The organism is Akkermansiaceae bacterium, from assembly GCA_024233115.1.
GTDB lineage: Bacteria > Verrucomicrobiota > Verrucomicrobiia > Verrucomicrobiales > Akkermansiaceae > Oceaniferula.
Map to the genome: position 1 here is coordinate 442037 of JACKQB010000003.1, position 24462 is coordinate 466498.

Here is a 24462-nt window from a genome sequence, read left to right on the forward strand (position 1 = left end):
TTGTCTTTTAAACTCCACCATACCTGTCCTGACACCTCGGCGCGCACTGGCACCCTGACAACGGCCCACGGCGATATTCCGACGCCGATTTTCATGCCCGTCGGCACCCAGGGCATGGTCAAAACACTTTCACCGGATGAGCTGGTGGACATTGTCGATGCCCATATCATCCTCGGCAATACCTATCACCTCTACCTGCGCCCCGGTCTTGAGGTGATCCGTAAAATGGGGGGGCTTCACAAATTCTCCACCTGGGAAAAACCGATCCTGACCGACTCGGGAGGTTTCCAAGTCTGGTCACTCGCCAAGCTCCGCAAGATCAGCGAGGAAGGGGTCCGGTTCTCCAACCATCTCGATGGAGCCAAAACCATGCTCACCCCCGAACTCAGCATGGAAATCCAGGCGACCCTCGGCAGCGACATCGCCATGCTTTTCGACGAGTGCCCCCCCTACCCCTGTGAAAAAAAATACGCCGCCGACTCCCTGTCCCTAACAACACGCTGGGCCAGACGCTGCAAGGAATGGCATCAGGAAAATGCGGCGAAACACATCCCTTGGGTGCTTGAAACTGAAAACTTGAAACTTGAAACTGACCAGCCCCAGCTGACCTTCGGCATTGTTCAGGGAAGTGTGTACGCCGAGCTCCGTGAGCAATCGGCCCGGGAATTGGTCGACATCGGATTTGATGGTTATGCCGTGGGGGGCATCTCTGTCGGCGAACCAGAACATGAGATGATGCGCGCCATCGAAAATGCCGTACCCTTTCTTCCGGAAGACAAACCCCGCTACGCCATGGGTCTCGGCACACCGCCGCAGATGCTGGAAATGATTGCCCGGGGGGTGGATATGTTCGACTGCGTCATGCCCACACGGGTCGCCCGCCACGGACTCGCCTTCACCGAAGACGGCCCGATCCATATCAAAAACAAGGAATTTGAGTTCGATGCCCGGCCACTGGATGAAAACACCCACCCAAGCCTGCTGAAATACTCGCGCTCCTTTATCCGACACCTTTTCCGGTCGCGCGAAATGCTCTCTTTAAGGTTGCTTTCCCTGCATAATCTGCATTTCTACCTGCGCCTCATGCGCCAGGCGCGTGAGACCATCGAAAACGGCACGTTTGCCAGCTTCAAAAACAACTTCAATCAACGCTATCTCAACAACCATGAATAACACTATCACCACCCTGCCCACCTTCCTCGCAGAAGGAGGACTCAATATCCTCGGCAACCCCATGATCATGATGGTTCTGATGTTCGTCATCTTCTGGGTCGTCCTCATCCGACCCCAGCAGAAACAACGCAAGGAACTCGCCGCCCGTCAAGCCGCCCTGAAAAAAGGCGACGAAGTGGTCACCATCGGAGGTATGCACGCCACCGTCAATGCCGTCAGCGAGAAAACCGTCTCCCTCAAAGTCTCCGAAGGCACCTTTGTCAAATACGACAAAACCGCCATCGCCAGCGTCATGCCCAAGGGCAGCAATAAGGAGGATGTTGCCGCCCCCCAGCCTAAAGGTTGAGGCATCGGTTAGCCCCACGGACCCGGTCCGGGTTCGCTTCCAAACTCCCTGCTGATCCATTTCTCTGCGGCATGCTGCGGCTATTGTCATCCCCATTCCTGTTTTTCTCCTGCCTTGTCCTAACGGCAATGGGAGAAAATGCGCCTTCGCAGACGGAGATCATTTTTTCCATTGTCTCGGGCGAAAAAACAGAGCCGCCAAAAGGATTCACCCAGCATGAGAAAAACATCGCGGAGCACTCCATCCATACCAGCCTCCGGGAAATGGGACTTTCGCCCCTCTCCCTCACATGGACACCCGGGGGGGAGCTCAAAGTCGTCCTCCCCGCCCTCGGAGAGGCCGTCCGTCAGGAGGCAGTCAAAGAACTCACCGAAAACAAACTGATCCGCTATGGGCACCTCACGCTGAACATCGTCCACCCACAGTCCCGGGTGCTGGTTCTGAATATGGTGGGCAACCCATCCGCCACCCAAGTCCCGGGCTACCGCCTGGCCACCATGACCGATACCGACGAGGACGGGCAGCTCACCGAGGAGCACCTGCTCATCAAGAAAACCCCGGTCCTCGACAGCTCGTTCATTGAGCACGCCCAGGAGCTCTACGGCCCCCACGAAGGGAAAATCTCCGTCAAACTCAACAAGGAGGGAGCCGGGAAAATGTTCGCCGCTACCCGGAAAATGGCACACGGCGCAGATCGCCTTGCGATCATCCTGGATGGAAAAATCCTCAGCGCCCCCGTCGTCCAGGACACCCTGGGTGCACAGTTTGAAATCTCCGGCATGAAAGATGCCGCTGAAGCCAAAGCCATCGCCGCCGCACTGCTTTCCCCTCTCAACCACGCGCTGAAAGTGAAATCCATTAATCCCCCGCTTGCCAAATAGCGATTCCCCGACTACATCCGTCCCCGGCGCCCCACGCGTCCGCTCTTTCCCAATAACTGATAACTAATAACCGATAACCATGCTAGCCTCTCTCTTCAGCGACGACCGCCTCCTGACCTTCCTCGCGGGTCTCGGCCTTCTGGCTCTCTTTTTCTGGTACTTCGCGACCGATTTCGATCGTAAGAAGCGCAACATCGGAACCATCATCGTGGTTCTGATCGCTATATTCAGCCTGCTTTCTATTTTTCCGAAGGGACAATGGGGTAACATCATCACCGGCAAAACCCCGATCAGCGAAGGCCACAACCTCAAGGGGGGCATTGACCTCATCGGCGGCTCATCCTTCACCCTGCGCGTGCAGCCGAGCAAGGATGCTGACGGCACCGACATCCCCGTTTCCTCCAATGCCGTCCAACAAGCCATCGAGACGGTTGAAAAACGCCTCAATAACCTCGGCACCGCCGACCTCCTGATCGTGGCCCAGGGCAGCGACCGTATCCTCGTCCAGATGCCCGGCGTCACCCCGGAAGAAGCCGCCGGCGTTCGCAAGACCCTGGAAAAAATCGCCAAACTCGAACTCAAGATGGTGCACCCTGAAAGCAGGGTTCTCGGCGATACACTCGCCGCAGAAAAAGAAGAGGACCGCGTCCTTCCACCGGGTTACAAGCTCTACGTCTATGAGGACGAGGATGAAGACGGCCAGAAAACCACGGAAAACATCCTGCTCAAACGCCGCTCCGCCCTCGACGGCTCCTACATCGTGCACGCCCAGGAACTTTTCGGCCCCTACGAAGGAAAACTGACCGTCAAACTCAATGGCGAAGGTGCCAACAAAATGTTCGATCTCACCAAGAGAATGCGCCACGGCGTCGACCGCCTGGCCATCGTGCTCGATGGTAAAGTGCTCAGTGCCCCGGTGGTGCAAGACAGCCTCGGTGCCCAGTTTGAAATCTCAGGCATGAAAGATGCCACAGAAGCCCGCGGCATCGCCGCCGCCCTGCTGAACCCCTTGAAAAACCCTCTCGTCGTCGACGAGGAACGCACCGTTTCCGCGACCCTCGGTAAGGAAACCGTCTACCAAGGTATCACTGCGGGTATCGCAGGCCTTGGACTGACACTGGTTTTTGTCCTGCTTTACTACCGCTTCGCCGGTCTGATCGCACTGATCGGCCTGATGCTGAACATTCTGGTCCTCTTCGGCACCATGGCCATGTTCGGCTTCACCTTCACCCTTCCCGGCATCGCCGGTATCATCCTCACCATCGGTGTGGGGGTGGATGCCAACGTGCTGATCTACGAGCGACTCCGCGAGGAGCTCGCCGGAGGCAAATCCGTCAAAGCCGCCATCAGCGCGGCCTACGATAAAGCGTTCTCGGCAATTTTTGATGCCAACATCACCACCCTGCTCACCGCCCTGATCCTCTTCTGGAGGGCAAGCGGCACGGTCAAGGGTTTTGCCGTGACCCTGACCATCGGTATCCTGGCGACTCTCCTCACCGCCCTGCTCTGCACCCGTGTGCTGTTCTGGTGGTGCTCCGATACCGGAGTCCTCAAGAAGCTTAACTTCATGAACCTGATTCCTGATAGAGCCTTCGATTTCCTCAGCAAACGCAAGCTCGCTTTCGGCGTCTCCGCGGTCCTCATCCTGGCAGGCGTCGGGGCCGTAGGGATCAAAGGCAACTCCGCACTCGGCATCGACTTTGTCGGCGGTGCCCAGCTTTCCTTCCAGTTTGATCAAAATACAAAAATCGAGCAGCCCGCTGTGCAAAAAATCCTCGATGACCTGAACGCGAAAAAGCTGCTGTCAAAAAGCGCCTCCTCCCAGGAGGAAACCAACACCTCCGGCGAGCTCCTCACGGTCCGCTGTGGTAACCCTGACCCCGATAGCTTGCAAGACGGCCAACGCCCCGACTCGGAGGTCATCGAAGAAGCTCTCCGGGCCGCCTTCCCCGTCCTCCAGGAGCAAGAGCCAGTGCTTGATGCCAACGGCCAACCCAAGATGAACGACGGAGTGGCCGCAACCCAGTACAAATGGCAGATGGCCAAGGAAACCATCAGTGCCAGCCTCGGAAGCGAATTCCTCTCCACGGCGGTATGGGCCTTGATCATCGGCCTGGTAGCCATCCTCATCTACATCACCATCCGCTTCGAGTTCTCGTTTGCACTGGGTGCCTTCATCGCCTTGTTCCACGACATCCTGATCTGCCTCGGTATCGTCGTCTTCTCCGGCCAGGAGCTGTCGCTGATCCACGTCGGCGCCTTCCTCACCATTGCCGGTTATTCGATCAACGACACCATCGTCATTTTCGACCGCCTCCGCGAAGACCTCCGCTCGCGCCGTGGCGAGGTCAAGGACGTCATGAACCAGGCCATCAGCGCCACCCTTTCACGGACGGTGCTTACCTCGTTGACGACCTTTGTCTCCGTGCTGGTCCTCTACATCTTCGGCGGTACCGCCCTGCAGGACTTCTCCTTCACCATCATGGTCGGGATCATCGTCGGTACCTATTCCTCGATATTCATCGCCTCCCCGGTCGTCTACATCTGGAGCAAACTACGTGGCGCCAACCTCCGCCGCGAACTCCTCGATGCCAACCTGGAGGCCGAGGTCAATCCGGCTAAGTCGTAAGTTTCAAATTCCAAAAACCAAAAGCGCAATTCTCAAACGGCGGTACTTCGGTACTGCCGTTTTTTTGTCTAGGGAAGACTCTACGATACATCATTCACAAAAACGCAATTTTTCCCCTAAAAAATCTTGCAATACTATGTTTATCTGGCATTTTCCCGCCCGTCCAAGCCCCACAAGGGCGGTCGACACGAAATTGGAAATTCCTGCGTAGCTCAGCGGTAGAGCGGGTGACTGTTAATCACTAGGTCCTTGGTTCGATCCCAAGCGCAGGAGCCATTTCCTTCTTCAGCATTCATTCACATAAACGCACAAGGCCTTGGCTAGTGCGTTTTTTTGCGTACCGATCCCCCCTCATTTCTATGACTCACCTCAGGGTTCTCTTTGTATGCGCCAGGAATCAATGGCGCAGTCCTACTGCGGCGGCTGTGTACCGAAATGATCCTAGAATGTCGGTGCTGTCGGCCGGGCTAAGCCGGCAGAGCCCCTGCCCCCTCTCGGTCAAGCATCTGGCATGGGCGGATGTGGTCATGGTGATGGAAAAGACCCACGCCACAAGAATCAGGGATTTGTATCGCGACAACTGTGAGCTACCGGAAATTATTTCGTTAGACATCCCGGACGACTACCTATTTATGGACAAAACACTCGTCGAACTACTCAAGGAGTCGGTCGAGGAGCTGCTGCCCGGTTATCTGTAGCGAATGCTGACGAAGGATGTGGCCCCCTCGCTACTCACCGGAAAGAACCACGGCATTGGCCGCGGCGTAATGCTGGGCATGGGTCAGGCTGATCTTGATTTGCCCGAGATGCTTGTCCTTGGCGAACTTGGCGCCGTTACCTGATAGAAACACTTCAGGCTCGCCGCTGTCACGCCGGCGAATTTCCATATCGAGCCAGGACAAGTCTTTGCCAATACCTGTGCCGAGTGCCTTGGCTACCGCTTCCTTGGCCGCAAAGCGCGCCGCGTAGTGGATGGCTGGACGTTTCTGGCTTTCACAGTAGGCCCGCTCGGCCTCGGTGAAAACACGGCTTGCAAATCGCTCGCCGAACTCGGCCATGGATGACTCCAGTCGCTCCACTTCCACAACATCAATGCCAATACCAAAGATCATTATCCTTGCCCCCCTTCCATCGCAACACGCATTTCCTTGACCGCCTCGGTTAGTCCCACGCGGACCGATCTCGCAATCAGGGTGTGCCCGATATTAAGCTCCGTTAGATGCGGCACGGTGAGTAGTTCCGGAAGGTTCTGTAAATTAATCCCATGACCCGCATTCACTTGCAGCCCCAGGCTGTTCCCCAGTATGGCCGCCGCGATGAGGCGACGGGTTTCCTGGTTCCGGTCCTCGTTAAAGGCATTGGCAAAACACCCGGTGTGCAGCTCGATCATTTCCGCGCCTATTCTAGCAGAAGCCTCCACCTGGTGGGCATCGGGGTCGATAAACATACTCACCTTGATACCTGCCTGTTGAAGCCTGGAAACAGTGCCTTGCAGCGATCCAAAAAGCCCCTCGACATCCAGGCCTCCCTCGGTGGTGACTTCTTCCCGTGTTTCGGGAACCAGACAGACGAAGTCGGGTTTCAGTCGTAGTGCCATCTCCACCATCTCCGGGGTGTTTCCCATTTCGAAGTTCAAGGGCAGGTCGATTTTCCCACGGATCTCAAAGGCGTCCCGCTCCTGCATGTGTCGGCGGTCGCCACGCACATGGATGGTGATGGAATCCGCTCCTCCAGCCATGGCGTCTTGCGCCGCTGTTAGCGGGCTGGGTTCGGCATTCGGCGAATCCGGCATATCTGCATAGCGGGCCTGACGCAGCGTGGCCACGTGATCAATATTGACTCCCAAGAGTAAACGCATGGCAGTGAGATAAGCGACAACTGAATATGTGCCAACATCTTTTCTCCGTCTTTTTGTTCCGGTTTTATCATTCCTCCATTGCAATTTCCCTCGCCAGGGAGTTATCTAGAGGCATGAAGATGCTTTTGAAGTTCCCCCGGGTCGCCGCATGCCTGATCTCGTTTTCGCTGCTAGGCATTATCAATGTCCAGGCGCAGGAAGATGAGGAAAAGGAACCCGTCGGCCGCCCTGCCGTACCGGATGATCTCATCGACGATCCCCACGTGAGGGAAGAGCTTGGGGTCAATGAGTTTACAGCGCCGTCGATCAAACGTATTTTGGATGACCTCGACAAACTGGCCCCTCTGCCGGCCGATGAATTGGTGCATGAAATCCCCGAGCGCATGCCTCTGAATCGTACTGATCTCGCCCTGGAGATAGGATTCCTCATTGCCGATGGATTTATGGCGGTCCAGGCTGGCCAAATGCAAAAAATCGAACCCCTGGCGAAGGAGCTCTCACGATACGGCCGTGCCCTTGGTGCCGGCGAACGGGTCAACCGACACGCGGCCAGCCTGTTGGAAAATGCCCGTAAAAACAATGTCGAGGCATTGAAAAAAGAACTGACGGCCACGCAGAGGGACGTGGAAACCGATCTCATTCACCTGCGGGACGTCGACCTCGCCCACCTGATCTCGCTCGGCGGGTGGATCAGGGCACTGGAAGTCGGCTCACATGCCGTGAAAATGAAATACACCCCCGAACGGGCCAGACATCTCTACCGTGAGGACATAGCCGACTACTACGAAGGCTCGATTGGAGCGCTTGATCCCAGGATATCAGGACGGCCCGACCTCAAAGCCATGAGGACCATCATCGCCGGCCTCCGCAACATCATGACTCTGGGCGAGGACGGGGAACCCACAGAAAAGGGGGTGGAGGAAATTGCTGCTGCTGCCAAGCGACTCGCTGTCCTCGCGCTCAACCGGAAGAAATAACCCTGCTTCAGACCGCCGACGACCTCCGGGGCTTTTACCACCGCCTTCCCCCACGGCTTTTTCCTACCCCACTTCAATAACCCGTTGTCGCCAGCATCTGCGGATCTTTATTAGCATCCGTGAAATGACCCGGCATGACAGTCAGCGACCCTGGTTCGCGTTCCACACTCCAAAAGCCCCCGTGAGCCGGTCTGGTTTTGTTCCAACTCACTCATCGAGTGCAACTTATACAGCCATTCGCGGAAACTACCACTGGAGCCAAGACATCGCGATATAAAAAAGGTGATGCTTCCCTTGACTACTCAGCTCTCTCTAAGGCATACGGGAGACCGTAAAATGAATGTGACCGAGCCATCTCGCTACCCACATTACAATATTGTCACACCGCACCCATACACACGCGTATCATGATCGTCTGGACCACACTCATTGCCATTCTCAAAATCCTCGGCTCACTCGGAATCTTCCTTTACGGAATGAAGGTGATGTCGGAGGGCATTCAAAAAGCCGCCGGCAGCGGTATGCGTCACGCGCTTGCCACCATGACACATAACCGGGCCAGCTCGGTGTTCACAGGATTCTTTACCACCTCGCTCGTGCAATCGTCGTCCGCGACCACCGTACTTGTCGTCAGTTTCGTCAATGCGGGGCTCCTAACGCTCACTGAATCCATTGGTGTGATCATGGGTGCCAACCTCGGCACCACCATCACCGCCTGGCTCGTCGCGTGGATTGGAAAATTCAGCATCTCGGCCATCACCCTGCCAATCATCGGTATCGGCCTCCCTCTCTTTTTCATCGGCAAGGCCAAAGCCAAGGCAACGGGTGAAAGCCTGATCGGATTTGGCCTCCTCTTTACCGGTCTTTCCTACCTGAAGGAATCTGTTCCTGACCTCAAAGCCGGAGTAGAAAAAAACGCAGAACTCCAACAAACCGTCCAAGGTATCATCGAGTCCCTCAATAGCTTTGGCCCCGGCTCCATCGTCCTCTTCCTCATTGCGGGTATCCTGCTGACCCTGATCGTGCAATCCTCCTCCGCGGCCATGGCCATTACCATCACCTGCGCGTGGAATGGCTGGTTAGGCCCCGATCCTTACGAGGCGTTCAAAATCTCCGCCGCCATCGTCCTTGGTGAAAATATCGGAACCACGGTGACCGCATGGCTTGCCTCCATCGGCACCAATGTGAGTGCCAAGCGTGCCGCCCGCGCCCACTTCCTCTTTAACGTGATCGGCACGATATGGGCCATGGCGCTCTTCATTCCGCTCTCGAAATTGGTATGGAATATGACCGGGTTCTTCCCTGACAGCCTGGTGGAAATCAAAACAGCCAAAGGCGACATCAGCAACCCCCTCACGATTGTCGCCTTCGCCGTGGCCGTCTTTCACACCACCTTCAATCTGCTCAACATTTTCCTACTCGTCTGGTTTGTTCCCCAGATCGCCAACTTCGTCCAGAAGTGGGTCAAAGACCCGGTATCAGAAGAGGAAACCCATCTCCGCTATATTTCCCAGAATCTCGTCGACCTCGGCGAACTCAACATCGCCGAGGCAGAAAATGCCATCCGCAAAATGTCCGCCCTGTCTGTGAAAATGTTCAACGGCTTTATCGATGTCTTCGAACACCCCAAGGATGACATGTCGGCCCAGGTGAGCGCCCTCAAGCATATCGAGGACGAGTCCGACATCATGATGCAGGAAATCACCGAGTACCTCGTGCGTTGTTCCTCCAAGGATATTGGACCGACCAATGCCATGAAGATTGCCAACATGCTCCGTATCACCCAGGAAATCGAGGAGTGTATCGACTGTATCTACCGTCTGGTGAAACTCAACGAGCGCCGCTACAAGAAAGGGCGCCAGTTCTCCCAGGAGCAGAAAGACACCCTGCGCGAGTTTGCCGGCAGCGTGGCCCAGTTCATCATCTTTACCGATGCCCACCTGCTGGCCAAGATCTCACCTGCGGACATCAGCAAGGCCAAGGCCATGGAAAACACCGCTGACACCATGCGCAAGAAGTTCAACAAGAGCGCCATGAAACGGATGGCACAGGGCAATGTCAAAAGTAACGTCAAGCTGGAGATGATCAATATCGACATCAACAACCACTTCGAAGCCATCGCCAACCACGCCCTCAACATCGTGCAAACCAGCCAGGCCATGCACGAGGTGCATTAAAATCCCGCTACCATCTTCAACCAAACCTGCGGCAGCTCACGCCCCGCAGGTTTTTTGCGCCCCCATAACTAATAACTAATAACTACCCCCCTCCTCCTCCACAAGGATCCTCACGCCGTCCTCGGAAACAACCACCACCTGTTTTTTCGATTCGATAAAGCCGCTGGAGGCGGTGATATCAAGCACCTTGCCGTTGAAATTTCCTTTTCCGGCAGGACGGAGCGCAGTGGTGGTCACGCCACGCAAGCCAACATGCGCACCCGTGCCACCCGAGACAGAGTCCTCACTCGCAGCATCCCCCTGTGCGAGTTCCCTGGACATGACGAGCCGGTTGAAGAGTGGAATGCTCGGCAGATACCGCATCATCACCATCATCAGAATCGCTGACCCCAGCAGTCCGATCGCGAGGTTCAGCGAGGGACCGTTGATGAAGTCAAGTGCGCCCTCGGCATCCCACCCCCGCACATCGTTGTCCTCGAAGGCAAACTCATCGACCATCGCCATAAAGAGAGAACCCATGATCAGGAGCCCCCCCACCAGACCGGGGACAATCATACCCGGAAGAATGACAAATTCGACAATCACTAGAATCACCCCGAGCACAAACAGCAGCATCAAACCGTAGCCAGCCATGTTTCCCGCCGCATAATTGCCAAAGAAAAACATCCCGAACGCGAGCAGCGAAATACCTCCGCCAATACCAAAACCCGGTGTTTTCATCTCCAAATAGGCACCCCCCATACCAATGAGAATCAACACACCTGAAAAGGCTGCCACCCAGTAGGCGAATTTCTCCATACCCGTTGGCTCGGCCAGGATCACCTCGGCATCAGCGAGGCCTTCCTTTTGGAGCAATTCCTCAATACTACTCACTATCCCCTTGGCAAGCAGCGGCTTGCCCTCGAATTCCATCATCGCCTCGTCCGCCGTCAGGGTAAGCAACTCTCCCTCCTCGACCTGGATCTCGCCAAAATCATAATACTCCTTGGTGATCATCATCGCCCGGATGACATCGGGATTGCGCCCCTTGCTCTTCGCCACGGCCCGGACAAAGGCGTTGAACGCCGACTCGATCTTCGCCCGCATGGTATCGGGAATTTCCGCCCCACTGCCGCTGACAATGGCCGCGGCACCAATGGCGGATACCGGGTGCATATAAATCCCATCGGTCCCGGAGGCCACCAGGGCACCCGCACTCAGTGCTTTCTGGTTCACAAAGGCATATGATGGCACCTTGAGCTTCTGCATATCCACCATGATCAGCTCCGCGGTGTCAAATGCCAGCCCCCCCGGGGTATCGAGGTCGAACACCACCGCACGAGCATGTTCCTCATTCACCCGCTTGATCACACGCCGCCAGAACTTGAAGGCATGTTTATTGACCAGATCATCCTCACCCACCTTGATAATCACCACCTTGCCCTTGAAGCTCTCCTCATCGGATTTCCCGAAAACCCGCTTTTGCAGCGGCTTTTCCACCTTGTCTCCAGACGGGCTCGCCGGATTGCCCTGCTTGCCGGATTCCACCGGGACAGGTTTCGCTGGCGCCACTCCGGGGGCATCCGGCTTTTCCTGTGCCTGCAGTGGTAAAATCAGGCTCAACAACGTCACTACATTCAGAGTCAGGGTAAACATCGGCTTCATGTCCATATCTGTAGCATAAAGCGAAAAAAGGGATACCGCAAATTCCACCGGGATGCAATTGGCACAACAATTCTCCGAATCCCTCCAAATTCTGGAAAAAACGATTGCATTATGCCCTCACATCCCCTTTATTCCCCGCCCCGCGAGCTAGAAACTGCCGTAGGTCCTCCGCAAATCTGCCAACTGTCAATCCTTGACGACCCGCTGACCCCGCTCGCCGGAGGGCAACCCGGTAAACCCAATAAAAACATGTCAGAAGACACATCAAAAAAAACCGCAACCACAGAAGCCACCGAGGAAGATACAGACACCGCATTCAAGCTGGACCGTTTTGAACTTCCTAACCGCCTCACCAAGAACGAGGACACCGAGTCCGAAACCTATGCCCAGTTCACCGCTGAGCCGTTCGAGAGCGGATACGGTCACACCATCGGAAACTCCCTGCGCCGCGTGCTGCTCTCCTCGCTGGAGGGTGCCGCCATCACATCCGTCCGCATCGCAGGCGTCCAACACGAATTCTCCAGCCTCCCCGGCTGTGTCGAGGACGTCACCGATATCATCCTCAATCTCAAAAAGGTGAAATTCAAGCACCACGGCAAAGAACCACGCGTTCTGACCATCAAGTGTGAGAAAGAAGGCGTCATTACTGCCGCTGACATCCAGGACGACAACATCTACGAAGTCGTCAACAAAGACCAAATCATCTGCACACTCGACCGCAAGGTGAAGTTCGACTGCGAATTTGAAGTCAAGGTCGGCCGCGGTTTTAATACCGGCGACGAGAACAAACGCCCTGACATGCCCATCGGTGTCATCGCTATTGACTCAATCTTCTCACCAGTCGTGCGCGTGAAATACTCCGTTGCCGCTACCCGTGTCGGCCAGATGACCGACTACGACAAACTTGTGCTCGATGTCTGGACCGATGGTCGCGTCGAGCCATCCGACGCCCTTCTCCAGGCCTCCGCCATTCTCCGCCACCACCTCGACGTGTTTGTCAACTACGACGAGAACGCGGTCGACTTTGAAGAGGCTCCTGCTGAGCAAAGCGAGGAAAACGCCGCACTCAAGAAGCTCCTCAACATGAGCGTCAACGAGATCGAACTTTCCGTTCGTGCTGCCAACTGCCTCAACAACGCCAACATCACTACCGTTGGCCAGCTCGCCACGAAGACTGAAGCGGAAATGCTCAAGTACCGTAACTTCGGTAAGAAGTCACTGAACGAAATCAAGGAGAAGCTCGTCGAGCTTGGTCTTGGTCTCGGCATGAACATCGATCCATCCCTGCTCACAGGCGCACTTCCAACCGTGAATGCACCACGCCTCGGAGCGGAAGAGGAAGCTCCTGTTGGCCTTGCCGACCTCATCGCACAAAACCTGAACGACTAATTTAAAATACAAACCGTCCGCAAGGACATTATCCCATGAGACACAGAAAAAAGACTGTCAAACTTCAACGCGACGCCGCACACCGCCGTGCGCTTCTCGCTAACCTCGCCTGCAGCCTGATCGAACACGGCCGCATCCGCACCACACTCGCCAAGGCCAAGGCCCTGCGCCCTGTGGCAGAGAAAATGGTTACCCTCGCCAAGCGGGGTGACCTGCACGCACGCCGTCAGGCACTCGCATTCCTCCGCCAGAAGGACAACGTGAAAAAGCTCTTCGAAGAGGTCGGCCCGGCCTGTGAAGACCGTCAAGGCGGTTACTGCCGCATCACCAAGTTAGGTGCGCGCATCAGTGACTCCGCCCCGATGGCTTACATCGAGTGGACTGACGTCGAGGACATGGCTGTTTCGCTCGCCGACGACGAATAACACACCCCAAAAAGTTCGTTAGTGCCCAGAATGACAACTTAGTTATATTTCCTAACTTATACTAACATCTTTACAAAACACGTATTTGCGCAAGTAAATGCGTGTTTTTTTGTACTACTGTTTGAAAAAAAATTGATTTTTTTTTAAGAGTTGTTGGACATATCGCCATCTATCATCTATTAGTCAGCAGGACTCAACACACACAATTATGAAATCCAGAAAGAACCTAACGCGTTTCACATACGAAACCACAGCATTCCAGGGCTGGCGTCTTTGCCTCAGCCGTGCCGGTACCACCTTCACCAAGTATTTCTCCGACAAGAAATACGGTGGCGAGCGTAAAGCGCTCAAAGCCGCTGAAGGTGCACTCAATGATCTCAAAGAGATGCTTGATAAGGCACGTAAAGTGAACGGCAAGCACACTAAGACCACGATCGCCAAGGCTCAGAAGCTGCTCAAAGCAGCCTAGGCCTATCGCTTGGAACACGCAAAAACATATCATTCAGCAGACGGGGTCATTCCCGTCTGCTTTTTTGTGCCTGCTTTTTTTGTGCCCAGATAGAAACGTTGTGCTAGGCTCACGCCAGTGAAAGACATTCAGTTTTACAATCGCTACACCGGCCAGCTGGAAACCGAGCAGGTTTACGGGGAATCCTTCCTCAAGTGGGCCTACGGCAATCCGCTTGGCAAACTGGCACTGCACAGCTTTGTCAAACGCCCCGCCTTCTCGCGCTGGTATGGCAAACGGATGGACCATCCGGCGACCAGGTCGAAAGTCGGGCCATTCATCGATGACTACGCGCTCGACCCCTCGGAATTTGCCGATGCGCCGGACCGGTTTTCCACTTTCAACGAGTTCTTCTACCGCAAGCTCAAACCTGGTGCCCGGCCGATTGCCGACTCCGCTGTGGTCTTCCCGGCGGACGGTCGCCACCTCGGGTTTGCCAATATCGATGACATCCCCGGCTTCTTTGTAAAGGGGCAACGTTTTGACATCCACCAGCTCATCGACGACCCCGGGCTGTCGGCCCGATACGCTGGGGGCACCCTTGTCTTGTCCAGACTCTGTCCAGTCGACTACCACCGTTTCCACTTCCCTGTTAGCGGCAAGGCTGGTGCAACTCGCCTGATCAACGGGCCTCTGTTTTCCGTCTCCCCGATCGCACTGGCCCGTAACCTCGCCTATGTGTGGCAGAACAAACGCACCGTGACCCGGATCATCACCGAAACCATGGGCACGGTGCTCATGCTGGAAATCGGGGCCACCTGTGTAGGCTCTATTTTGCAGACTTATGATCCTGACCAACACGTCAATAAAGGCGACGAAAAAGGCTACTTCGCGTTCGGGGGCTCGTCCACCATCACCGTGTTTGAACCCGGGAAAGTCAAACTGGCCGATGACCTGCTGGACAACTCCGCCCAACAAACCGAAACCTATGCCAGGATGGGCGATACCATGGGATCATCCATTGTTGGCTGATTGACGAGCATGAACACACCGGAGCAAGGCCAGGATCAAAAGCTCCATGAGGAATTCTCGTTAACGACTAGAATCCCTCAAGCTCCATTACCGAGCGCCCAACCTAACGGGGCGATCTTCTGGATGAGGTTCGTTGTCTGGATCAGTCCAGCGCCGTTAGCAACTCTCGCCAGCGTTGGCCTGGTATGGGTGAAGCTGGGACATGACTTTGAGTTAATACTCGCCCTGCCCATCATTGCATTGATTACATTCGGCTGCGGCTACTGCGATGCCTTTCTCGCTACATCCGTGCGCAAGGAAAATGGCATACCTGTTCTATCCCAGGCGCTGAGTCACTCTCTATCTTTCACCCTGATGCAAATACTTGTTGGCCCTTTTGCACTTGTTGGATTCATAGCCGTCATTGGCCTGCTCTATACATTGATCAATCTTTTCAGCTGACCCAAGGAACCATCAAACCCGGCAAATTTCCGGAAATGACTCAGCGTTTGAAATGCTGCCAACCCACTTCACCCAGGCTGGTGTCACCTTCTCCGGAAACCAGCTCGCCTACAACTGTCAATGGCAGACCTGGGAATCTCCTGGCCCATTCCGCGCATACTTTTTCCACAGCGTGGCGGCAAACTGTAAAAAGCAACTCGTAATCCTCACCATCACCAAGTGCCTGAGCTGGGTCACATCCGGGATTGAGTGGCAGGCATTGCGCATCGACCCGGAACCCACAGCCGCTTGCCCTCGCCAACCTCGGAAGATCGCGACCAAGACCGTCGGAAAGATCCATCATTGACCGGATCTGAAAGTTTTCCGTTAGCCATGCTGACTCCTCCAGACGCGGCAGAAAATCGAGATGCTTGCCATTCATCGAGCCCCCCAGCCTGCCGGTCACGAGAATGCGGTCGCCCACCATACCGCCACAACGCGTGATCTGTTTTCCTTTGCCCACCCAACCAGTGCCCGCGATTGAAATCACCGCAGCTGAACCCAAAGGAACCGAACTTGTTTCACCACCACAGATCGTAGCTCCGTAAGTGGTGGCGCATTTTTGCATACCACCGTAGAGATCCTCGACGTATTTTACCTTCTTGTCTGCGGGCATGGCAATGGTCACCAACAATTGTCCCGGCCACCCGCCCATGGCGGCAAAGTCGCTGATCACCCTGGCCACCGCCTTCCAGCCCACCCTGGATGCTTCCGTTCCAGCCAGGTAGTGAACCCCCTCCACCAGGGAATCCGTCTTCAGCAACTGGTATCGATCCGCTAACCCCACGTCCACCACGGCACAATCGTCACCCGGTCCCACGACGATCGAATCGTCAGCACCAACGGCATTTTCCAGCTGACCCAGCAATCGTTCGATCAGGGCGTCCTCTCCCATGTCATTCAGTTGTTTCATCCCAACACCATTGCAGGCTAAAACGCCCGGAAACCCAAAACAATTCTGATGAAAATTATCCGAACAAATCCTGTAAATCTACCTTTTTTTCAGCATAATGGGTGTGTGCTCCACCGACTTACCATCCTGATTCTCATCTTGACGCTGCCAACCATCGCCGCGCCCAGGGGCAGCGGATTGCCCGGCAGTGTCGCCAAAGAGCTAGGCAAAGCACCAGCCTACCAGGAAGGTGTCCAGGCCATGGAGGATCAACTCCACGATATCGCCGTCACTAAGTTCAGGGCAGCTTTGGAAGACAAAAAAATCAGCAGCGCCTCCAAACCCTACCTTACCCTGGCTCTGATCGAGGCATTGGTCCGCTCAAGCGCCTCTCCCCATGGCGACCTCAAGCAGGCGGAGGAGGCGCTCAAGCTGATCGAAGAAAAAACCATCAAGGACTTGAACTCAGCCCCCATTTGGAAAGCCGAAGCGTTGGCCTCGTTAGGCCGTTATCAGGACGCCGACAAGTCGCTGTCTGAAATCCCGCCAACACATCCTCTGAGCGGTGAAATTCTCCTTGCCCGCGCACGCATCCTTCTTGCCCTGGACCGCAGCAACGAAGCCCTGGGCATCCTCGTCAAACTTGGCCAGTCGAAAGCATCAAAGATCAGCAACGAGGCCAACTTACTCGCTGCCGAGATTCATATCGACCAGTCAAGATACGACACGGCCCAGAAGATGCTCGAAAAAATCGATGGTCAGGATGCGGAAACAGCCAGATTAAAAGAATACCTGGGGGCGCGCATCACTCTTGCCGAAGGAAATTCCGCCGAGGCAACAAACCGTTTCCAGTCGCTTATCACGGCACCCGACAACCTGACGGAACGTATTTTCCATGCCTGCATTCTCGGCAAGGCTGATGCCCAGGTCGCCAACAAACAAAGTGAAGCTGCCATCGCAACACTCGAACAATTCATTTCCGACTACCCGGAATCTTCGGCCATCCAAGAGGCGTTTATCCGGCTTTCCGCCCTGCTGCCTGAAAACCTGGCCGACGATGCTCCCAGCATGGTCAAACTCCGGCAATGGAGCAGCGAAACACCGCTCCCGGAGGATGTCCTGTATATCGGAGGTGACAGCAACGCCGCGATTCACCCACTCATGCCAAGTTCCAACGAACATGCTGACCGGGTTAGCCTGGCACTTTACCATCGCGCACTCCTGTTAGCCCGCACCAAGGATCAAGATAAACATGATCAGGCAATGGCCTTGCTCAGGCGGCTCAGGTCCCAGCATAGCGACAGCCCCAAACCTCCCAGTGAACTGTATTTCAAGCTAGCCTCCGCCTCATTGCTGGACACGGCCTATCTCCACCTCAAACAAAACCATCCCGAGCAAGCGACCTATACCCTTTCCGTGATGGAGAAGGTGGCATTCTCGCCACGCCTCAAAGACCAGGCCAGTTACATCCGGGGATTGTTACTCGCCCGGGAAGGCAAACTGGACATCGCCCTCGAGGCATTCAACTACGCCCGGGAATCCACTTCCGAGGACATTGCCCATGCCGCCAAGGTCAATGCCGGCATCGTGGCACTCAAAGCAACCAACCTGATTGCCTTTGAAAAAATCCTGCAATCATCTGCGCAAGCCAACGTCCGCACCGCGCTCCTACTCGAACGGGCCTTATGGAAATGCAGTCAGGAGGATGCCACGGGGCGCAGTGAACTGGAGTCATTCATTGTGACACACCCGAATCATCCACGCGAAAACGAAGCCCGTTTGGCACTCGCCGCCGCCTCAGTGAATATTTCCCCACCTGATGTCATGCTTGCGACGGCCCAGCTCGAAATCATCTCGCCCCGCCTAAGCGATGCAGCATCCCAGCTTACCATCACACGCATCCTGATCAGAGCGGAGGAGCTGAGCCTCAACTGGACTGCCGCTGCCGCTGCCGCTGAAAGATTCATCACCACTTTCAAGGACGACCCCAACATCCCGTCCTTACAACTCAGGCGGGGTGAAGCCTACTACCATAACGAGGACTACAACAAGGCACGCCTGATCTTTAACGACATCACAACCAAGTACCCGGACAGTCCGTTCTCGCCCTATGCCAGTTTTTTTGCCGCCATGTCCGCGCGGCTTGGCGGCACGGCCCAGGCACGGGAAGAGTGTATCACGATGTTCCAGAAAATCATCGACAGCAACCATGAGCTGTCCGCCGAGTCACGGATTCAGCAAAGCCGGGTGCTCATTGATCTCCGTCGGTATACGGAGGCGGAAACAAGCCTCAAACCATTACTCGACCCGAAAAAAACACCCGCTCCGCTCTGCCGTGCCGCCGGGGTGTTGATGGCTGATTGCCTACACCGGCAAGGTGCAGCCGACTCCGCGAAATACGAAGAGGCTATCAAAATCTACAATGAGCTGCTTGCCGCCGAAAATTTGCCTCTGGCCTGGGAAAACCGACTCCATTTTCTCCGCGGGCAAACCTACGAAAGCATGTCCAAGGTCAGTGATGCCTTTGGCTCCTATTACGATGTCGTCATACGGGGCAACATCCCCACCGCCGGCAAGGCCAACAAGGAGGAATGGCTCTGGTTCTATCGATGTGGATTCAAAGCCCTCGCTATGTTGGAATCAGACAAACGCTGGGAGGCCGCCGTCAAACTCGCACGCCGCATTGCTTCATTCAATGGCCCCCGTGCGGAAGAGGCAGCCAAACGAGCCAATAGCCTGGCAAAAAAACACATGATTTGGGAAGACGTCGATCCAGAGCCCATCGAGCCCGACCCCATCACCGGCAACAAAGACAAAGCCGCTCCCGCCTCTGAATAGATTCCCCCCAATCAACCAACCAGCCAACCAACCAACCACCCCATGCGCACAGCAGTTTATGCAGGGTCATTTGACCCCCTCACCAATGGCCACCTTTGGATGATTGAAAAAGGCTTGGAGATGTTCGACCGCCTCTACGTCGCCATTGGTAGCAATCCATCCAAGTCCTACACCTTCAATGTAAAGGACCGCCTCTCCCTTTTGCGTGATTCCATCCCGTCCTGCGAACGGCTTACCATCGCCGAATTTAAAAACCGCTATTTGGTGAACTACGCCCGCAGTGTCGATGCCCAGTATATCCTGCGTGGTATCCGTTCATCAAACGACTACGAGTATGAACGCGTCATGCGCCACATCAATGGAGACATGGCTCCGAGTATAACCACGACATTCCTGATGCCCCCCCGGGATATCGCCGAGCTCTCATCAAGCATGGTGAAGAGCCTCATCGGCCCCGAGGGATGGGAGGACTCGGTCCGCCGCTACGTCCCCCCTGCCGTGTTCACCGCACTCCAGGAAATGGATCACGATCAATGATCGTGTACGAGGCACTCTGCACGGATTGTCACTCGCGCCACTTGTTGAATTGCGCCACTTGTTAGCATACCATGATCTCCGTACTTGATTTATTTACCATTGGAATTGGACCGTCCAGCTCTCACACCGTGGGGCCTATGCGTGCTGCTTTTGATTTCACCCGGCAACTCGCCAGTACCGACCAAGCCGCATCCGTCCACTCGCTTCGCTGCGACCTCTACGGCTCCCTGGCCGCCACCGGAAAAGGGCACGGTACTGATACCGCCATCATGCTTGGTTTCTTGGGTCAGGAACCCGAAACCATCCAGGTTCCGGAGATTCCACAACGCATCGACACCGTCAGAGCAACCCGGTCGCTTCAGTGGACAAAGGATCACTGCGTTGCGTTCGACGCAAACCACCACCTCACCTTCCATCGTCTGGACCCCCTTCCCCTGCACCCTAACGGCATGCACTTCATCGCCGCCGATGTCGATGGCCATATCCTCGCCGAGGAAATCTATTATTCTCTGGGCGGCGGCTTCATTGCCACTGAGTCTGAAATGAAGAACCCTCGGTTTGGCGCGGAAATCACACCCGTATACAGCTTCAAATCCGCGGACGAACTGACCGCGCTTTGTGACGACCGTGGCCTGTGCATACCCGATATCATCATCGCCAATGAAAACCTGATCCGGCCCGAAGAGCAAACCCGCTGCGCACTGGACCGCATCTGGGAAGCTATGCAGGAATGTGTTAGGAATGGTTGCCGGAACAAGGGCCTCTTACCCGGTGGTCTGCAAGTGAAGCGGCGCGCATCGTCGATTTACCAACGCCTCTCCGAACACCCCGAAGCCGCACTGGCAGACCCCCTGACCATACTCGACTGGGTCAATCTCTACGCCCTGGCCGTCAATGAGGAAAATGCCGCCGGTGGCCGTGTTGTCACAGCCCCTACGAATGGTGCGGCAGGCATACTTCCGGCGGTGCTGCATTATGCCACCCGCTTCAAACACAGCCCCTATCAGACCAAGGATGACAAACGGGACGCCGTGCACCGTTTTCTCCTGACCGCCGCCGCCATAGGAATGCTCTACAAACGCAACGCCTCCATCTCTGGCGCCGATGTCGGTTGTCAAGGTGAGGTGGGAGTCGCCTGTTCGATGGCCGCCGGCGCGCTCGTCGAATACCTCGGTGGTACACACCACCAGGTCGAGAACGCTGCGGAAATCGGTATGGAACACAACCTCGGCCTTACCTGTGACCCTATTGGCGGGCTTGTCCAGATCCCATGTATCGAGCGTAATGCGATGGCAGCCGTCAAGGCCATCAATGCTGCCCGGATCACGATGTCAGGCGACGGCACCCACTTCGTATCACTGGATAAGGTCATCTACACCATGAAGGAAACCGGTAAGGACATGCAGGAGAAATACAAAGAAACCTCTCGCGGCGGCCTTGCGGTAAACGTCGTGGAGTGCTAAGAGTGCCAGCGACTCCGAACGTATGATCAATTTCACCGCCATCCAGCAAACCCTGCTCAATCTTTTTGACGACCGTCAGGACTACTGGCAGTGGGCTGCCATTGGATTGTGTCTTCTCGGAGCCATTGCCGTGGCGGTATTACTTCGTAAAACCCTCTTTTCCGAAGGCTCTCACAGCCAGATGGTGCTTAAGCGGTTCTTCGATCCAGGGAAGAAAATCAGCGGGGTGCCCAGTATCTTCTGCCTCCTGCTCTGGATCACATGGGCAGCACGCAGTAACATGTCGATCAAGCTGGTCGAAGATGGTCATACCGCCATCCCCTGCGGTTATATCTATACCACAACCCTCCTGGTCACCGCGTTTGTCGTATACCAGATTGCCACCGCCGTCTCCAAAGGGCGGTCCGCACCGAAGATTCTGAGTGGGGGGATGCTCGTTATTTTTGCCCTCCATCTCTTCGGCTGGCTCGTACCACTCAGTGAGGCCTTGCAAAGTATCAGCCTGCCTCTGGGTAGCATCGAAATCAATCTCTGGGCCATCGTTTCCGCCATTGCCGCCTTGTTTCTGCTACTGTGGCTGGCTGGCCTGTCCACCCGCTTTATCGATGCCATCATCAAGCCTCGCTCGGACATACCGCCGTCCATCAAAGTCCTTGTGGGTAAGGCCACCCGGTTTTTCATCTACATTGCGGCAATTGTCGGTGCCTTGAAAATCGGCGGAGTCCCGCTCGGCGGACTCGCCATCTTTTCTGGTGCTCTCGGTTTGGGTATTGGTTTCGGTTTACAAAAAGTCATTTCAAACCTCGTCTCGGGTGTGATCATCCTGCTGGATAAATCGATCAAACCGGGTGACGTGATCGAAATAGAAGGCACCTTCGGCTGGATCAACTCAATACGCACCCGCTACATCTCGGTCATTACCCGGGACCGGAAGGAAATCCTCATTCCCAACGAGGACTTCGTCACCCACAAGGTCGTGAACTGGTCGTTTACCGACCGGGTGGTCAGGGTAAGGGCCGATGTCGGGGTCTCCTACGACACCGACGTCGTCGAGGCCATCCGTATCTGTGCAGAAGCAGCCAGTGAGATACCACGCGTCCTCAAGGACCCGGCGCCATCCTGTCTGCTCATTGGCTTTGGTGACTCGTCCATCGACCTGCAAGTTCGCTTTTGGATCGATGACGCCCCCCAAGGGGTAAGCAACGTTCGCTCGGAAGTTCTGCTTGCTGTCTGGCGCGCTTTCCGCGACAACGGCATCGAAATCCCCTTCCCACAACGCGACCTCCATATCAAATCGAGCAATCTCCCCCCGACACCCGCCCCCTGACTCCCGAACAAATGTCCGCTCTTACCCTTTATCCGATCGACGAAATCATCGCCGATGTCGCCGCTGGCAAAATGGTTATTGTCGTTGATGACCCCAGCCGTGAAAACGAGGCGGATCTCGTTGCGGCAGCCTCCATGGCCACGCCCGAAATGATCGCGTTTATGGCGAATCATGGCCGGGGCCTGATCTGTGCCCCTATTACCGCGGCACGTGCCAAGGAATTGGACCTGCCGCCGATGACCCCCCGCAATACGGAATCGATGCAAACCGCTTTCACCGTTTCCGTCGATGCCGCCGACGGCATTACCACGGGGATCTCAGCCGCTGACCGCGCCCGGACCATCCAGTTACTGGCATCGTCGGACACCGGATCCGACGCCTTGGTGCAACCAGGCCACATCTTCCCCCTTCAGGCGGTCCCTGGCGGGGTCTTGCGCCGTGCCGGCCACACGGAAGCAGCCACCGACCTCGCCCACCTCGCGGGTCTCCCCAAGGCTGGCGTAATCTGTGAGATCATGAACGAGGACGGCACCATGGCGCGCTCCGGAACCCTGGGGGAATACCAGCAACAACACCAACTCAAGGCGTGTAGCATCGCTGCACTCATCGAATATCGCAGACGGTCCGAAAAACTCGTCCGGCGGGGCGAAACCATCGCCATGCCAACCGATTATGGGGAATTCGACTGCCATCTCTACTACGTCGAGAATGCCAACCAGTCCACAGGTGCCCACCACCTGGCGTTTACACACGGGAAGATTTCACCTGATCAACCCACTCTCGTCCGTGTCCACTCCGAGTGCCTGACCGGTGATGTGTTCCATTCCCAACGCTGCGACTGTGGTGGCCAGCTTGATGCCGCCATGAAACAAATCGCCGCTGAGGGTGGTGTGCTCCTCTACCTCCGCCAGGAAGGGCGCGGCATTGGCCTGCCTGCAAAAATCCATGCCTATAAGCTACAGGAGCAGGGGCTCGATACCATCGAGGCCAATGAAAAACTCGGATACGCCTCCGACTTGCGCGACTACGGAATGGGTGCCCAGATCCTCTACGATCTCGGGGTGAGAAAAATCAGATTACTCACCAACAACCCTAAAAAAGTAGTGGGGCTCGAAGGCTACAACCTCGAGATCGCTGAGCAAATCCCCCTCAGTTTGCCGGCCAACCCCCACAACGAAAGATATCTGCAAACAAAAAAAGACCGTATGGGACATACCCTTTGATCATCATGGCAAAGGTAGGATCGCTGAAACGGTAAGTTCTTTCCCGCTTGTCCTCATGCTTTCCAATCAACTAGGATGGACCATGCCATGACAACGATCACCCACATGATACGCGGATATGCAGCTGCCTTTTTAGTCGCCGCCACCCTCACAACCGCCTCACTGGCCGGTGTCACCAACGCCAATGACGCCCTGGGCGTTGCCATGAAACAGGAATCGATCGCCGCCGGCGGCGGCAAGATGAAACTCTATTCACTCACCGCCAACTATAACGGTGACAATAAACGATGGCGTTTCCAATTTTACGACGGTGGCGCCAGTCTTCACAGCGTCACCGTCGACAAGTCAGGCAAGGTGCGCTACTACGCCCGCGACAAAGGAAGCATACGCATTTTCGACGATATCGACTTCAACAAGCTACCCGCGCCCAACGAAGTCCTGGTCGAGGGATTGGTCGAGAAAGCCACCGCCGCGCTCGCCGCGCTCAAGTTCAAACCTCTCGATAACGGCAGACTCTACCTCAATTACTACGTGTGCAGTGAGCATCGACAGAAAGACAAAGCCTACCACGCATGGAGCGTCACCATCCCCATCGGCGACGGCAAAACAGCTAAGACCGTTGCGTTCAAAAACGGTGAGATCGATACCATCAACAACGCGACCATCCACGGCGGCTAGAAGTGCCGGGCATTGACAGCTCGAAACGGGCAAGTTAGCTTCCCA

22 protein-coding genes and 1 tRNA gene are annotated in these 24462 nt (G+C 55.7%); 19 read left to right on the forward strand and 4 right to left on the reverse strand.

The window, feature by feature from the left end; all coding sequences use genetic code 11:
* The 6 genes from tgt to H7A51_09875 all read left to right on the forward strand — a co-directional run bounded on the left by tgt (position 1) and on the right by H7A51_09875 (position 5727).
* Positions 1-1173 carry a tRNA guanosine(34) transglycosylase Tgt gene (gene tgt, locus H7A51_09850; GenBank protein ID MCP5536520.1) on the forward strand — a complete coding sequence of 391 codons (1173 nt, stop codon included), beginning with the start codon at positions 1-3 and terminating at the stop codon, positions 1171-1173.
* Positions 1166-1519: a preprotein translocase subunit YajC gene (gene yajC / locus H7A51_09855; GenBank protein ID MCP5536521.1), complete on the forward strand. Its 354-nt coding sequence runs from the start codon at positions 1166-1168 to the stop codon at positions 1517-1519. The genes tgt and yajC overlap by 8 nt, the downstream gene beginning before the upstream one ends.
* 71 nt (positions 1520-1590) lie before the next feature.
* Positions 1591-2400, forward strand: coding sequence for a hypothetical protein (locus H7A51_09860; GenBank protein MCP5536522.1), 810 nt, complete (start codon positions 1591-1593; stop codon positions 2398-2400).
* A gap of 79 nt (positions 2401-2479) precedes the next feature.
* Positions 2480-5029, forward strand: a complete 2550-nt coding sequence (gene secD, locus H7A51_09865; GenBank protein MCP5536523.1) for a protein translocase subunit SecD — start codon at positions 2480-2482, stop codon at positions 5027-5029.
* 201 nt (positions 5030-5230) lie between these two features.
* Positions 5231-5305 (forward strand) — tRNA-Asn (locus tag H7A51_09870).
* 83 nt (positions 5306-5388) lie between these two features.
* Complete coding sequence (locus tag H7A51_09875; protein MCP5536524.1) at positions 5389-5727, forward strand: protein tyrosine phosphatase; 339 nt, start codon at positions 5389-5391, stop codon at positions 5725-5727.
* Between the two features lie 30 nt (positions 5728-5757).
* On the opposite strand, the gene acpS is transcribed toward H7A51_09875, so the two are convergent.
* Together acpS and H7A51_09885 are read right to left on the reverse strand one after the other, a co-directional pair.
* Positions 5758-6144 carry a holo-ACP synthase gene (gene acpS, locus H7A51_09880; protein ID MCP5536525.1) on the reverse strand — a complete coding sequence of 129 codons (387 nt, stop codon included), beginning with the start codon at positions 6142-6144 and terminating at the stop codon, positions 5758-5760.
* Entirely contained in the window at positions 6141-6887 is a 747-nt protein-coding gene (locus H7A51_09885; GenBank protein ID MCP5536526.1) for a pyridoxine 5'-phosphate synthase, read from the reverse strand. The genes acpS and H7A51_09885 overlap by 4 nt, the downstream gene beginning before the upstream one ends.
* 113 nt (positions 6888-7000) lie before the next feature.
* On the opposite strand from H7A51_09885, the gene H7A51_09890 reads away from it, so the two are divergent.
* Together H7A51_09890 and H7A51_09895 are read left to right on the forward strand one after the other, a co-directional pair.
* Positions 7001-7864: a hypothetical protein gene (locus H7A51_09890; GenBank protein MCP5536527.1), complete on the forward strand. Its 864-nt coding sequence runs from the start codon at positions 7001-7003 to the stop codon at positions 7862-7864.
* 407 nt (positions 7865-8271) lie between these two features.
* Positions 8272-10041, forward strand: a complete 1770-nt coding sequence (locus H7A51_09895) for a Na/Pi cotransporter family protein (GenBank protein MCP5536528.1) — start codon at positions 8272-8274, stop codon at positions 10039-10041.
* A 75-nt stretch (positions 10042-10116) separates the two neighbouring features.
* Here the strand turns inward: H7A51_09895 and H7A51_09900 are convergent, their stop codons facing one another.
* Complete coding sequence (locus tag H7A51_09900; protein MCP5536529.1) at positions 10117-11691, reverse strand: hypothetical protein; 1575 nt, start codon at positions 11689-11691, stop codon at positions 10117-10119.
* Positions 11692-11934: 243 nt separating this feature from the next.
* Between H7A51_09900 and H7A51_09905 the strand changes: the two genes are divergently transcribed.
* From H7A51_09905 to H7A51_09925, 5 genes are all read left to right on the forward strand, one after another.
* Positions 11935-13074 (forward strand): DNA-directed RNA polymerase subunit alpha, encoded by a 1140-nt coding sequence (locus tag H7A51_09905; protein ID MCP5536530.1) that lies wholly within the window; start codon positions 11935-11937, stop codon positions 13072-13074.
* A gap of 35 nt (positions 13075-13109) precedes the next feature.
* Positions 13110-13499 (forward strand): 50S ribosomal protein L17, encoded by a 390-nt coding sequence (rplQ, locus tag H7A51_09910; protein MCP5536531.1) that lies wholly within the window; start codon positions 13110-13112, stop codon positions 13497-13499.
* 208 nt (positions 13500-13707) lie between these two features.
* Complete coding sequence (locus tag H7A51_09915; protein ID MCP5536532.1) at positions 13708-13968, forward strand: hypothetical protein; 261 nt, start codon at positions 13708-13710, stop codon at positions 13966-13968.
* Positions 13969-14085: 117 nt separating this feature from the next.
* Entirely contained in the window at positions 14086-14979 is an 894-nt protein-coding gene (locus H7A51_09920; protein ID MCP5536533.1) for a phosphatidylserine decarboxylase, read from the forward strand.
* Between the two features lie 9 nt (positions 14980-14988).
* Positions 14989-15420 carry a hypothetical protein gene (locus tag H7A51_09925; protein MCP5536534.1) on the forward strand — a complete coding sequence of 144 codons (432 nt, stop codon included), beginning with the start codon at positions 14989-14991 and terminating at the stop codon, positions 15418-15420.
* Positions 15421-15460: 40 nt separating this feature from the next.
* Here H7A51_09925 and thiL read toward each other — a convergent pair whose 3' ends face one another.
* On the reverse strand, positions 15461-16372 hold the full coding sequence (gene thiL, locus H7A51_09930; protein ID MCP5536535.1) for a thiamine-phosphate kinase: 912 nt from the start codon (positions 16370-16372) through the stop codon (positions 15461-15463).
* A gap of 105 nt (positions 16373-16477) precedes the next feature.
* Between thiL and H7A51_09935 the strand changes: the two genes are divergently transcribed.
* The 6 genes from H7A51_09935 (at position 16478) to H7A51_09960 (ending at position 24417) form a co-directional block, all read left to right on the forward strand.
* Complete coding sequence (locus H7A51_09935) at positions 16478-19189, forward strand: tetratricopeptide repeat protein (GenBank protein MCP5536536.1); 2712 nt, start codon at positions 16478-16480, stop codon at positions 19187-19189.
* 42 nt (positions 19190-19231) lie between these two features.
* On the forward strand, positions 19232-19726 hold the full coding sequence (coaD, locus tag H7A51_09940) for a pantetheine-phosphate adenylyltransferase (protein ID MCP5536537.1): 495 nt from the start codon (positions 19232-19234) through the stop codon (positions 19724-19726).
* Positions 19727-19797: 71 nt separating this feature from the next.
* Entirely contained in the window at positions 19798-21189 is a 1392-nt protein-coding gene (locus H7A51_09945; GenBank protein ID MCP5536538.1) for an L-serine ammonia-lyase, read from the forward strand.
* Positions 21190-21211: 22 nt separating this feature from the next.
* Positions 21212-22516, forward strand: coding sequence for a mechanosensitive ion channel (locus H7A51_09950; protein ID MCP5536539.1), 1305 nt, complete (start codon positions 21212-21214; stop codon positions 22514-22516).
* 11 nt (positions 22517-22527) lie between these two features.
* Complete coding sequence (locus H7A51_09955) at positions 22528-23739, forward strand: bifunctional 3,4-dihydroxy-2-butanone-4-phosphate synthase/GTP cyclohydrolase II (GenBank protein ID MCP5536540.1); 1212 nt, start codon at positions 22528-22530, stop codon at positions 23737-23739.
* Between the two features lie 87 nt (positions 23740-23826).
* Positions 23827-24417, forward strand: coding sequence for a hypothetical protein (locus tag H7A51_09960; protein ID MCP5536541.1), 591 nt, complete (start codon positions 23827-23829; stop codon positions 24415-24417).
* Positions 24418-24462: the final 45 nt, after the last annotated feature.